The sequence below is a fragment of the Pelosinus fermentans DSM 17108 genome (assembly GCF_000271485.2).
Classification (GTDB): Bacteria; Bacillota; Negativicutes; order DSM-13327; family DSM-13327; genus Pelosinus; species Pelosinus fermentans.
Genome location: NZ_AKVN02000001.1, coordinates 98,641 through 111,273 on the forward strand (window position 1 = coordinate 98,641; position 12,633 = coordinate 111,273).

Here is a 12,633-nt window from a genome sequence, read left to right on the forward strand (position 1 = left end):
GTGAAGCCACTTGGCTACCAACAAAAAATAAGCCTAAACGTCGTAATAAGCAAGGCAGTATATACTACGATGAAGCCACCAGAAAGTATAGAGCAGCTATTACGATGGAAGATGGCAAGCGTACCAGTAAACGTTTTGAAAAGGAATCTGAAGCAGAGGACTGGGTAGCTTTAAAACGTGCTGAAATGGGACTAGGTACATTCATTGCACCGTCGGGAGTAATCCATCCTTTCCAATACCGCGCTGAGTAATCGCACCGAATCATCTGCAGGGATCATATCTCCGATGTCCATGGGCAAGACCAGTTGATATATATTTCCGTCTGATGTATAATTTGATTGTAAATTTTCTGTTTGCACAAACTGATTTTACAACAAAAGACGACTTCCGGCTACTGCCGGTTGTCGTCTTTTGTTTTTTATTGGGCTCGCTTAACGCGACAGCCCCTTATTTTAAACCGATTCTAGCACTTGTTGCACCACCGTTGCACCATGTTGACCACTGTACAGGATTGCACCACACGCTAAAACACGCTATTTTACTGGAGCGGGTGAAGGGATTCGAACCCTCGACCCACGGCTTGGGAAGCCGGTACTCTACCACTGAGCTACACCCGCACACTATATAAAAAGATTGAGGTACTGCTAGAGCTTCTTTGCTCTGTTATGACTGCTTCGTATCCCAACGCTAATTATTATACCATATGCGTATAATAATAGCAATGAGTGGCGATAAATTCCTATTTACATCACATGCTGTGCATTTCTATTGATTTAGGTTAAACCTTAAACTTAACAATTTCCAATTGCAGTTTTTCAGCTAATTGTGATAATGCGTCACTGGCAATAGCAATTTCTTCAATGGATGCGGTTTGTTCCTCTGTGGAAGCAGATACTGTCTGCGTCTTGCTCGCAGTTTCATCGCTAACCCCGTCCAGTACTACCATGGATGATGCCACCTGCTTTGCTCCTTCTGCTATATCGTGAATTGCAGCGACGGTTCTTTGAATCTCATCGGTTACGTGGTTTATTAATGTAGCAATTTCAGCAAAAGTATCTCCTGTTGCATTCATATTTTCTGTTCCTTGCTTAACCGCCAATGTACCTTCATCCATCGCATGTACCGCTTTTTCAGTGTCTTGCTGAATTTCACTAATCAATTGTCTGATTTGCTCTGAGGCAGTTTCAGATTGCTCCGCTAATTTTCTTACCTCCTCTGCTACTACAGCGAAGCCTTTACCATGCTCACCGGCCCGTGCAGCTTCAATAGCAGCATTTAGTGCAAGCAGGTTGGTTTGGTTTGCAATATTGGCTATCGTACTTACAATTTGCCCGATTTCCTTAGACCTGTCCCCCAATTTGTCAACGAGGCCCGCTGAATTTATAACAGTTCTCTCAATATCATTCATCTGACCGATCGTAGCCTTGATAGATATCACACCATCTTTTGCTGCATTAGCCGTCTGCTCAGATCGTTCCGCCGCCAAATTGGTATTATGAACAGCCTGTTTCACACTCTGGGACATGTTCTCAACGATTTCTACTACATGATTAGTTGTACTATGCTGTTGATCCGCTGCAGCCGCTACTTCTGTAAGGACAGCTGCAATTTGATTCGCCACCTCCGAAGATTGGCTGGCACTTGCAGTCAGTTCTTCCGATGATGCTGATACTTGTTCTGTTGTTACTGCCACTTGGCGAATAAGCTGGGCTAAGTTTTGCGTCATATCATTTACGGTGTCTGCCAGCTCTCCTAGTTCATCCTTACTACTGACTTGAATTCTCTGGGTCAAATCCCCGCCGCTATTGGCAATCTCCCTTATTTTCTCTATGATATTCTGCAGAGGAGCTACGATTGTTTTTCGTGAGAATAAATATGCAAATACTAATGATATAAGCATGAGAAGTACATTGATCATAATAATGCCATTGATCTCACCGGCAATGGCTTTTTCCACATCGTCGATATAGACTCCCGTGCAAATAATCCAACCCCAAGGCTGAAACAATTTCACGTAACCTCGTTTCATAGAAGCCTCAGTTTCATTTGGCTTGGGAAACCAAAAGCTGCTGTAGTAGCCCGAGTCTTTGTGCTGCAATGCTCCTTCTATATAATTCTTAACCATATAATTGCCCTTTGCATCCTGGGTGTTGCTCCTATTTTCTCCTACGGTTTCAGGCTTAGTGGCATGCATCAGATTAATATACTGATCATTATCAATCCAGAAATAACCATCACTGCCGTAGCGCATTTTACCGATCACTTCTTTTGCTCGTTCTTGGGCATCTTGATCTGCCATTACACCTGACTTAGAAAGGGTGTAATAATATTCTGCGGTGGAATGCGCTATTTCTACATTATTTTTTATTTGAATATCCTTTTGCAAGTAAATGTTTTCTTTTGTTTTCGGAATGATATAAAAACAACTTATGAGAACAAATAATATGGTAGGTATGACGCTTAAAAACATTAATTTTTTGTTTAATTTCATGCTATGATTCCTCTCCCATCAACTTCTAAAATGTCTAGTTCATCAATCCACGAGGTAACTCTATTTTTTCCGGTTATCTTGCTTTGGTACATGGCACGATCTGCCTGCTGTAATAGTTCAAATACGGTATCACCATCTTCTGGAAAACACGATATGCCAGCGCTAAAGGTAATATGATTTTCACTGTTGCCTCTTCCTATAAAGGTACTATTTTCAACACTTTTTCGTATTTTATTAGCAAATGCTACGGCCTTTTTTTTATTGGTGTGTGGCGCTAATATTACAAATTCTTCTCCGCCAAACCGCCCTACAGAATCTGATTTTCTACAATTTTTCTTTAAGGTTTGCGCAAAATCACACAAAAGCTTATCACCTAAAAGATGCCCATGAGTATCATTAAACATTTTAAAATTATCAATATCAATAAAAATTACACTCATCGCGCTAGAATATCTTTTTGACAATGATAATGTTTTCTCGAGTACTGAGTTTAAAGCATTCTTATTATAAATTCGTGTCAAATAATCATACATCGCCTGTTGCTGTAGTGAATTAACTAATTTAACAATCTTTATGGCTTCACTAGCTTGTAAGCCAAACATATTCAGAAGGAATACTTCTTGCTCCGTAAAGGGCTCTACCTTTTTTCTCATAACAGTGATAGCTCCCGTGCTGCTTTCCTTCCCCTTTAATGGAACACATACTATGGAGTGTACCCCTTCCTTACTGGCAAGCCCGTTAGTATTCCATTCAGCCGCTTGAGAGATGTCGCTATGTATGTAAGGCTTACTTTCCGATACGACACAGCCAATTACCCCCTCCTCAAGACGAATCGGGGGTTCATTGATATAGCTTTTTGAAAGTCCATAGCTTTTCACAATTGTAAGGTGTCCGCTTGCAAGATTAAAATCTCTTATTACAACTGCATCAGCTCTTGTGATAGTAAGAGCTGTTTTGGCAATATACTCCCATATATCATCCACTCCATCGTAGCTCGTTAGGCGTTGTGAAATGAAAAATATTTTTTCCAGAATCTCCTCACTAGGTAAGGTAGAAAGCATCTCTTACACCCCTAAATCCCTATACTTCTTTGCTATTGCCCCGCCCGGCGAATGGGTATGGCTACAATGCAAAGAAAACGAAAATCCCTATAGCATCAAGTTTTCTTTACATCTGGAATATCATTAATAACTAGCTGTTCTTTATTAATAGCTTTAATGTCTTGGAGAATCTCAAAAATATCACAAATTAGTTCATCTAATTCCTTTCCAATACCACCAATTTCCAAATTCTCCTCTTCTTTCATAAAAAATCCCCCTCAATATAAAAAAACTGACAGGTACATCAAATAAACATGATGCAACCTGGCAGTCATAGAACAATTGTATCGTTAGACCCAAGGCTTTGCGTCCCTGACTTTCGGCAGGTTTGCTTATAATTCTAATGTATAGCTGTTCATGTCATTTTGCGATGTATGCAAGTTTTTCTGATGGAAATATTTGACGAAAAATTAGAATTACACTACTATTGGCTACTCTATAAGTATAGTCTAGTAGTAAGGGATATTCTATTATCTCCATAAGCTAAATTTCCAATAAAAAAATATCTTATCGTTATCCCTATAAGATATTTTAGTTATGCATTTAGTTTGCTTTAATCACTTGATTTACAAGATGCAATTTCAGCGCTACCCCAAGGGCGAGTCTTGTTTCAAAAGAATCAAGGGATACTCCTAATATTTTTTCAATACGCTGCTTGCGAAAAACAACTGTTTTGGGGTGTAGAAACATTTTTTCCGCAGTCTTTTTTAAATTGGAATGCTGCAAGATCTCCTCTAAGGTAGTTACAAGGTTGGTTCCCTTCTCTTCGTCATAACGAATAAGAGTACCTATTTGCTCTTTAACAAATTCCTTTGCACCTTCATTACCAATATTTTTAACTAAAAGCTGTAGAATTCCCAAGTCTTTATAATGAAAAATACCATCTTCCCTGCCTTGGCATTGTGCCGCCACCGTGGCACTCCATCCTTGCCAGTACGTCTTCCTAACACTATTTAGGCCTGTTTGTACATTACTGATTCCAATCACGAGTTTTAGTTGAGGGTTATATCGATAGATCTTCTCTAGTAAAGCATGAGCAAACCTCATACTGCTTTCCACTGCTAACTCAGCATTCCCCCCTTGATATAAAACGCCTATATCATTTCTGCAATTCCATACAATAGAGCCTTTCTCATTGCCCAGCACTTCAATAATATTATTCTGTTCTTTTTCCCTGCCAATAAAGTCCTTGCTAACTAATAAACAACAGATTAGGGGACGAGAAAAATCCAATCCTAACGTATGCATATAATCTTGTATTCGTTCATCTACGATGGTAGTTCCCATTACGATATCATTTAAAAAATCACTTCTGCGTCTAAGCTCATAGGCTAAATGAAGCATTTTCTCGGTTTTTCTTTGAACTGTAATATCATGTAAGGTACCTAAGGTACCGGAGATATTCCCATATTGATCCTTTGTAAGTCGAGCGTATACCTCAATCCAGCGAAATTCACCATTTTTAGTAGAATAACGAATTTCATACCGACTATATGACCGTTTCTCTTCGATGATGGATTGAAACTGTTTATAATGGAATTCCTGATCATCTGCATACACATAATTCAAAAAAAATTTTCCGATGCTTTCCTCTATCGAAAAACCCGTAATTTTTGTCCATATCGGACTTAAGAACGTCCAGCATCCTGCTTTATTGGTTTGAAATATGACTCCTTTTACATTATCAATAATTGCTTTATGCTTCTTCTCTAAATACAGCAGCTTGCTTTCTAGGTTATCAATATATTTTAGTAATTCTGTATTGCTCAATTTATATTGTTTTTCTGCTCCTTTATCAAAGGATTTATCTTTTAATTGATTTTCTTTTTCAAAAATAGAAGCATTCTGAGAGATTACCGTTTGATAAAAATAGGGGAATAGTACACTCTTTCCGATACCTAACTCACGTATGATTTTTTCATAGTTATGATGTAAAATAGCCGCTTCACGTTTGAATTCTTCAGTAAGAACCTTTTTTACATTTCCCAAAGATATGTCCCTCCCCATTATGATACTCTGTTCCCTTGAATTAGCAACCATTCCTGTCTCTACCAGCACTGCAAGTATTTTAACTGTATCTAGCCGATCTCCCTTCCTTGTCGTAAGATAAGAACCAGCCATCCTCAGATGCAGTTTTCCTACATCATTATGGATTAAATTACAAAATATCTCATATTTATAATAGTATACCATCCTGCCTTACTTTTCTATAGTTCCCTGATTAAGGTTTCTCTCTCTTTTGTTAATTTAAGGCTAGCAAAAGAACTCTGCCCCTAGAGGCAGAGTTCTTTAGTAATACCTGAATTTTCGTTATACCTTAAACTTCTTTACAATCTCCATCATTTCCGTCGCTAACTGAGCTAATTTAGCTGCATTCGTATCGATCTCATGCATACCAGCCGTCTGCTCTTCAGCCGAAGCTGCAACGACTTCAGAACTTGCCGAGGTGGCATGAGCCACTGTCGTAATATTTTCCACACTGGCTACGACGGTCTGGATACCCAGGGAAGTTTCATGCATGGAAGCGGCCACATGTTCAATTTCATTTTTTACCATATCCATTTTCTCTACAATTACATCAAAGCCTTTTTGCGCTGCAATGGTAGAGCTTTTTCCCTTGTCAACTTCCTGATTTGCTTTCTTTACAGTAGAAACGGCAAAGTTAATATCATTTCCCATATTATCAATAATCTTGGCAATCTCATCCGTTGCACTAGCACTTTGTTCCGCCAGCTTTCGTACTTCTTCAGCCACAACTGCAAAACCACGGCCAGCTTCCCCTGCCCGCGCCGCCTCAATGGCAGCATTTAATGCTAAAAGATTAGTTTGAGCAGCAATACTGTTAATTAAATCTACAATTCCCTTTATCTTTACCGATCCTTGGTCCAGATTTGTAGTAACTGTCGTAATCTGATTCATGGAGGAGGTAATCGATTCATTTTGCGTAACGGTTTGTGCCAGCAGCCCCATTGCGTTCGCGGCTTCTACTACTGCATTTTGAGCATTGTTATTGGCTTCCGCAGTACTAGCATTAATTTCTTCAGAGCTTGCTGAGATTTCTTCCATCGTAGCAGAAATATTACTAATATTATCTGCATTCTGAGAAGATCCAGCAGCAATGTTGGTTACACTTTCAGCTACAGTTTCTACTGCTCTTAATTGTTCACTCACAGAATCACTTAATTCGATACTCGTCGAGCTTAGTATCTGGCTGCTGTTGGTAAGCTGGGAAACGAAACCTTTAAGAGATTTTTTCATCTCAATGACGATATATCCCATATCACCAATTTCATCATTACGGGTAGGATAAACATCTTTTCCTGTAAGATTCAGATTTCCGACCTCAGCTAATTCGCTGTTGATATTTTTAAGGCGGCTCGCTAAGTTTCTGCTGTACCAGATACCCATGCAGACCACGATACAGGCTATAACAATACTATAAATAAGAGAATTCCTGCCAGTAGCTGTTGCATCCTGCAGTACTGCATCTGCTCTTTCATTTATGTATTTTTGTTGTCGTACATCTAACTTACGAAACTGTTCATCAATATCTTTTACTAAATTTCGTCCTTGGGTTGTGAGCTGCGTCAAATTCGGAGCATTTGCCTTTTTGGCAGCAATGACTTTATCACCTAATACTACATAATCATTTACTAATTTCGCCAGCAGGATTCCATCCTCTTTTGTTTCTGCCATCTTGGAAGTATCACTATATTCTTTGGCCAATTCACTGCTCTTCTTAATCTTCTCACGATATCCCTGTTCATAAACTGCGCCATCAGGATAAAAGAGGAAACCTCTCATATCAAGTAATGCTCCCGTAAATTCCAAGTGGCCTGATTTTACAAGGTTAGCGCTTACTACATTGTGTTTTACCAGTTCCTCGGTGGTCTGACCGCTTGATATAAGCTTATACACCGTAAAACCCAATACAGATACTAATAAAAATATAACGAGAATAAACATACAGGTAAGTTGTAACACGATCGGCAGCCTTTTCTTTTCCATTTCTCTTCCTCCATTTAGATAAAAGTTCGAAAACTCTCTCTATTCTCTTTTTTCTAAATTTATCTACAGTAATATATTCTATGTAAAATTACATAATCCTCCAAATATTACATGAATTGTTCATAACTTTTTATCTAATTTGTCGGATTCCATCAGAATAAACAAGAAAACCTCACGTTTTATCAACGTGAGGTTAATTTACAATTGGTGGGCGATGACAGGATCGAACTGCCGACATCCTGCTTGTAAGGCAGGCGCTCTCCCAGCTGAGCTAATCGCCCGAATTGGTGACCCGTGGGGGAATCGAACCCCCGTTATCGCCGTGAAAGGGCGGTGTCTTGACCGCTTGACCAACGGGCCATAAATGGTGGCTCACCCGCGGCTCGAACGCGGGACACCCTGATTAAAAGTCAGGTGCTCTACCAACTGAGCTAGTGAACCGGAAATGGTGCCTCAAGACAGAATCGAACTGTCGACACGAGGATTTTCAGTCCTCTGCTCTACCGACTGAGCTATCGAGGCATAATGGCGACCCAGATCGGATTTGAACCGACGACCTCCGCCGTGACAGGGCGGCATTCTAACCGCTAAACTACTGGGCCATGCTTTGTTGTAAGAGGTAATGGTGGTGGGCGATGACAGGATCGAACTGCCGACATCCTGCTTGTAAGGCAGGCGCTCTCCCAGCTGAGCTAATCGCCCGTGTTTGGTGACCCGTGGGGGAATCGAACCCCCGTTATCGCCGTGAAAGGGCGGTGTCTTGACCGCTTGACCAACGGGCCGTAAAATGGTGACCCACCCGCGGCTCGAACGCGGGACACCCTGATTAAAAGTCAGGTGCTCTACCAACTGAGCTAGTGGATCATCTCGCTCTCACAAGATATGATTATATAGGAATATTCGATTACTGTCAACTTCTTTTTATTGTTAATTTCATCTGCTGCGTCAAATAGATCCTATTTTCGACAAACTATTATTCGATTTTCTGTACTGCCTCAATCCGGCGTATTTCCCAAACAGAACTTTCTTTGTTTTTCAATAAAGTCTTCCACGGCATTATAGCCCGATTTATTGAGTCGGTAATTCATTGCTGCCACTTCAATAATATTAGATAAATTCCGTCCAGGACGGACAGGAATGGTTTTGCAAGGCAGTCCGACTCCTAAAATCTCATGGTGCTCTTCATCAAGACCCAGACGATCATAAGCCTTGGTTTGATCCCACTCTTCTAACTGAATGACAAGATGAATTTTTTGATTTGGTCTGACAGCACCAATACCAAACAATGCCTTAACATTTAAAATACCAAGCCCTCTAACTTCCATTACATGACGCAATACTTCTGGCGCCGTACCGGTCAGTACATTCTCTTCCGTACGGGTGACTTCTACGGCATCATCTGCCACCAGACGGTGTCCCCTTTTAATCAGATCCAGTGCAGTTTCACTCTTTCCGATGCCACTTTCTCCAATAATTAAAGTTCCTACACCATGCACGTCCACTAGAACTGCATGAAGAGTCGTACTTGGTGCAAGCTTATGCTCTAGATAATTAGTTAGCTGAGCAATGAAACGAGTCGTAGCTAAACGGGTACGAAAAACTGGCAATTGGCGGTGTGCCGCCAATTGCAGCCAACGTTCAGGAAGTATAATATTGCGAGTGATCACTAAACAGGGAAAATGCAGATTAATAAATGACAGCCACCGCTCATTTGCCAAATTTTCGCTTAAGGTCTCTAGAAATGCCGATTCTGCTGTGCCAATTACTTGAATGCGCTGCTCATCAAAATGCTGCAGATAACCTGCTAAAGCCAGCCCCGGTCGATTGATGTCAGACACTTCTACCGGAACGTTAAGATTACAATTTTTATCCACGACCGTAAGACAAAAAGAATCAACAATTTCTTTTAACAACAAGGCTGCCATCTATATCACCTACATGCTAAATTATTCCCTTGCTATTTATCCAAAAATCTCGTGCATTACAATGGTCTGATCACGACCAGGACCAACCGATACAATACCAAGCTTAATGTCTGCAACTTCACTTAAACGTTCTAAATAAAGACGTGCATTCAAAGGCAGATCAGCATAGTTACGAATGCCAGTGGTATCACTTTGCCAGCCTGGCAGTTCTTCATAGATAGGTTCTACTTCTGCTAGTGCTTTTAAACTGGCAGGAAACTCTTCCAATAACTTGCCTTTATATTTATAGCCAACACATAACTTTACTGCTTTTAACTCATCTAGAATGTCCAAGCGAGTGATTGCCATATAATCAATACCACTTAATCGGCCAGCATAACCTACTACACTGGCATCCAGCCAACCGCAACGGCGAGGGCGGCCGGTAACTGTACCATACTCATGACCTCTATCTCGGATGTGATCGCCAACTTCATCAAATAATTCTGTAGGGAACGGACCTTCTCCTACACGAGTCGTATAGGCTTTCACTACGCCAATTACTTTGTCAATTTTAGTAGGTCCAATACCTGCACCTACGCACACTCCGCCAGCAATGGGGTTGGATGAAGTAACATATGGATAGGTTCCATGATCCAAATCCAATAAGGTTGCTTGCGCGCCTTCAAATAATACTTTTTCTCCATTTTTTAATGCTTTGTTTAAAGCTGCCGATGTATCGCAAACATAAGCACGTAATTCATCTGCATAACCTAAATATTCTTTTCTTACGGTTTCATAATCAAAGCCTTCCAGACCGTAAACAGCTTTTAGCAAATGATTTTTAGCCTCGAGATTTCGCTTGAGTTTATCTGAGAACTCTTCCTCATCCAATAAGTCTACGATACGAATTCCACATCTAGAGTTTTTATCCATATAGCATGGACCAATGCCTCTTTTGGTCGTACCAATCTTATGATCACCACGATAGGTTTCTTCTGCTTCATCCAATAAACGATGATATGGCATAATAACATGAGCCCGGTTAGAAATTTTTAAACCTGAGGTATCAATTCCCTGACTCTGCATTCCCTTAATTTCCTTAAGTATGACGCCTGGATCAACTACCACACCATTACCAACAACGCAAGTCTTGCCTTTATATAAAATTCCTGATGGCAATAGCTGCAATTTAAATTGTTTCCCCTCTACTACCACAGTATGACCTGCGTTATTACCACCTTGGTATCGAGCAACAACATCTGCTTTTTCTGCCAAATAATCTACGATCTTTCCTTTTCCTTCATCGCCCCACTGAGTTCCCATTACTACTACTGCTGGCATAATATTCACCCTTCCCATCTTTTTAAAATACTTTTGCCAAAAGTTCTTTTCTCTCTTTTTAACTTCTGGTATCATTTTACTTTAGAATCTATTTCTACTTATAAACCAAACCTAATGTACCTAACCAGTTATCCACAAACTGTGGATAACTTTGTTAATAAGTTGTTTATAATTAGGCATGCTTATTTTATCCCTAGACTATAAAATTCACTCACCATCTTAGTACTCATTCAATTTAAATTTAAAGTCTAGATTTTTTCCCTCATATAGCATAGCACTTAGTACTAAAAGTGTCAATGTATTTTCGAATGTTTTTCATGTTTGTCCACCCATTGTTCGGATTTTCTTGCAAAACTTCTATTTATTTTTAATAGAAGTACTGATTTTTCCGCAAAACATCATAAAAATAGAGGAGATATCATCTACCTCCTCTATCCTGGCAATTTCGACAAATCACTAAACTTCGTAAATTGTTTGTGGAAGAATAGTTGAACGGTGTCAACTGGACCATTACGATGTTTGGCAATAATAACTTCCGTAATATTTTTCTGCTCACTATCAGGATTGTAATAGTCATCCCGATAGAGAAAAGCCACAATATCCGCATCCTGTTCTAATGATCCAGATTCTCGAAGATCGCTCAGCATCGGTTTCTTTACCTGTCTGGACTCTACACTACGACTAAGCTGAGACAAGGCGATAACAGGGACATTAATTTCCCTGGCCAAAGCCTTTAGAGAACGGGAAATTTCTGAAATCTCCTGCTGACGATTCTCGCTCCCTTTCCCCTTTCCACTGCCTTGCATAAGCTGCAGATAGTCAATAATAATTAAGCTCAAGTTATGCTCTATCTTTAAGCGTCTTGCTTTTGAGCGCATTTCCATTACGGTAATACCTGCTGTATCATCGATAAAAATAGGTGCTGCAGACAATCTGTCTGCCCCGCTGACGAGTTTCGTCCAATCTTTAGCTTCCAGCTCACCAATTCGCAATCGCTGAGAATCAATGGCGGATTCTGCACACAACATACGTTGAACCAATTGCTCTTTGGACATTTCCAGACTGAAGAATGCCACTGCCTTTTTCTCGGCAATTCCAATATGCTGGGCAATATTCAGTACAAACGCCGTTTTTCCCATACTCGGACGAGCTGCGATCAGAATCAAATCAGAGGGCTGCAGACCTGAAGTTAGCTTATCTAAGTCTTTAAATCCAGTGGAAAGACCGGTTATACTGCCTTTTGAAGCATATAGCTGTTCAATTTTATTAAATGCATCAAAGATAATACTCTTAATGGGAGTAAATTCTCCCCCCATTTTTCGGCTGGATACAGATAGTATCATTTTTTCAGCGCTATCTAAAATAGTAGCTACTTCTTCACTGCCTTCATATCCCATGCCGGCAATATTGGTAGCAGCGTTAATCAATTGACGCAGCAGTGCTTTTTCTTCTACGATTCTTGCATGATACAATACATTAGCAGCAGTCGGTACACTATTTGCCAGGGAGGTTACATAAGCAATCCCGCCCGCTGCTTCCAGCTTGTCTTCTTTGCGCAGAAACTCAATAACAGTAACCATATCCACTGCATCATTTTTATTAAAAAGTTCCAGCATAGCATTATAGATTAAGCGATGAGCTTCGCGATAACAATCTTCCGGCCGCAATAACTCAGCAACCTTAGAAATTGCCTCCCGCTCAATCAGCATGGCGCCAAGTACTGCCTGCTCAGCTTCCATATTTTGTGGTGGTATTCTATCTAACAATCAGCTTGCCTCCTCCCCAT

Annotated in this window: 9 protein-coding genes, 9 tRNA genes and 1 riboswitch; of the genes, 1 reads left to right on the forward strand and 17 read right to left on the reverse strand. The window is 40.3% G+C overall.

The genetic code is table 11. The features are described 5' to 3' along the window. The first annotated feature begins 104 nt into the window (after positions 1-104). Positions 105-251 carry a hypothetical protein gene (locus tag FR7_RS23740; RefSeq protein WP_007936014.1) on the forward strand — a complete coding sequence of 49 codons (147 nt, stop codon included), beginning with the start codon at positions 105-107 and terminating at the stop codon, positions 249-251. 291 nt (positions 252-542) lie between these two features. Here FR7_RS23740 and FR7_RS00445 read toward each other — a convergent pair. The 17 genes from FR7_RS00445 to dnaB all read right to left on the reverse strand — a co-directional run bounded on the left by FR7_RS00445 (position 543) and on the right by dnaB (position 12,613). Further along, positions 543-617, reverse strand: a tRNA-Gly gene (locus tag FR7_RS00445). Positions 618-778: 161 nt separating this feature from the next. Further along, positions 779-2,491: a methyl-accepting chemotaxis protein gene (locus FR7_RS00450; protein ID WP_007936017.1), complete on the reverse strand. Its 1,713-nt coding sequence runs from the start codon at positions 2,489-2,491 to the stop codon at positions 779-781. Then, positions 2,488-3,552, reverse strand: coding sequence for a sensor domain-containing diguanylate cyclase (locus tag FR7_RS00455; protein ID WP_007936019.1), 1,065 nt, complete (start codon positions 3,550-3,552; stop codon positions 2,488-2,490). The genes FR7_RS00450 and FR7_RS00455 overlap by 4 nt, the downstream gene beginning before the upstream one ends. Before the next feature lie 95 nt (positions 3,553-3,647). Continuing rightward, positions 3,648-3,797: a hypothetical protein gene (locus FR7_RS23745; RefSeq protein ID WP_007936021.1), complete on the reverse strand. Its 150-nt coding sequence runs from the start codon at positions 3,795-3,797 to the stop codon at positions 3,648-3,650. Between the two features lie 49 nt (positions 3,798-3,846). Then, positions 3,847-3,934, reverse strand: a riboswitch (cyclic di-GMP riboswitch). Positions 3,935-4,134: 200 nt separating this feature from the next. Then, positions 4,135-5,580, reverse strand: coding sequence for a PAS domain S-box protein (locus FR7_RS00460; RefSeq protein ID WP_237714877.1), 1,446 nt, complete (start codon positions 5,578-5,580; stop codon positions 4,135-4,137). A gap of 321 nt (positions 5,581-5,901) precedes the next feature. Further along, the gene (locus FR7_RS00465) at positions 5,902-7,599 is read right to left on the reverse strand and encodes a methyl-accepting chemotaxis protein (RefSeq protein ID WP_007936025.1); all 1,698 of its coding nucleotides are present in this window, start codon (positions 7,597-7,599) and stop codon (positions 5,902-5,904) included. 205 nt (positions 7,600-7,804) lie between these two features. Next, positions 7,805-7,880, reverse strand: a tRNA-Val gene (locus FR7_RS00470). A 4-nt stretch (positions 7,881-7,884) separates the two neighbouring features. Beyond that, a tRNA-Glu gene (locus FR7_RS00475) sits at positions 7,885-7,959 on the reverse strand. Positions 7,960-7,964: 5 nt separating this feature from the next. Next, positions 7,965-8,040: transfer RNA gene (locus FR7_RS00480), tRNA-Lys, on the reverse strand. A 5-nt stretch (positions 8,041-8,045) separates the two neighbouring features. Beyond that, positions 8,046-8,121: transfer RNA gene (locus FR7_RS00485), tRNA-Phe, on the reverse strand. 4 nt (positions 8,122-8,125) lie between these two features. Continuing rightward, positions 8,126-8,201 (reverse strand) — tRNA-Asp (locus FR7_RS00490). A 24-nt stretch (positions 8,202-8,225) separates the two neighbouring features. After that, positions 8,226-8,301, reverse strand: a tRNA-Val gene (locus tag FR7_RS00495). Between the two features lie 5 nt (positions 8,302-8,306). Further along, positions 8,307-8,381 (reverse strand) — tRNA-Glu (locus FR7_RS00500). A gap of 6 nt (positions 8,382-8,387) precedes the next feature. Continuing rightward, positions 8,388-8,463 (reverse strand) — tRNA-Lys (locus FR7_RS00505). A gap of 131 nt (positions 8,464-8,594) precedes the next feature. Further along, on the reverse strand, positions 8,595-9,524 hold the full coding sequence (gene hprK, locus FR7_RS00510) for an HPr(Ser) kinase/phosphatase (protein ID WP_007936027.1): 930 nt from the start codon (positions 9,522-9,524) through the stop codon (positions 8,595-8,597). A gap of 36 nt (positions 9,525-9,560) precedes the next feature. Further along, complete coding sequence (locus FR7_RS00515) at positions 9,561-10,847, reverse strand: adenylosuccinate synthase (RefSeq protein ID WP_007936029.1); 1,287 nt, start codon at positions 10,845-10,847, stop codon at positions 9,561-9,563. A gap of 431 nt (positions 10,848-11,278) precedes the next feature. Beyond that, positions 11,279-12,613, reverse strand: a complete 1,335-nt coding sequence (gene dnaB, locus FR7_RS00520; RefSeq protein WP_007936031.1) for a replicative DNA helicase — start codon at positions 12,611-12,613, stop codon at positions 11,279-11,281. Positions 12,614-12,633 lie beyond the last annotated feature (20 nt).

What these genes read in the sequence shown, in the direction of transcription:
- FR7_RS23740 (WP_007936014.1), top strand. Translation starts at nt 105, where the DNA reads ATGGAAGATGGCAAGCGTACCAGTAAACGTTTTGAAAAGGAATCTGAA.
- FR7_RS00450 (WP_007936017.1), bottom strand. Translation starts at nt 2,491, where the DNA reads ATGAAATTAAACAAAAAATTAATGTTTTTAAGCGTCATACCTACCATA.
- FR7_RS00455 (WP_007936019.1), bottom strand. Translation starts at nt 3,552, where the DNA reads ATGCTTTCTACCTTACCTAGTGAGGAGATTCTGGAAAAAATATTTTTC.
- FR7_RS23745 (WP_007936021.1), bottom strand. Translation starts at nt 3,797, where the DNA reads ATGAAAGAAGAGGAGAATTTGGAAATTGGTGGTATTGGAAAGGAATTA.
- FR7_RS00465 (WP_007936025.1), bottom strand. Translation starts at nt 7,599, where the DNA reads ATGGAAAAGAAAAGGCTGCCGATCGTGTTACAACTTACCTGTATGTTT.
- hprK (WP_007936027.1), bottom strand. Translation starts at nt 9,524, where the DNA reads ATGGCAGCCTTGTTGTTAAAAGAAATTGTTGATTCTTTTTGTCTTACG.
- FR7_RS00515 (WP_007936029.1), bottom strand. Translation starts at nt 10,847, where the DNA reads ATGCCAGCAGTAGTAGTAATGGGAACTCAGTGGGGCGATGAAGGAAAA.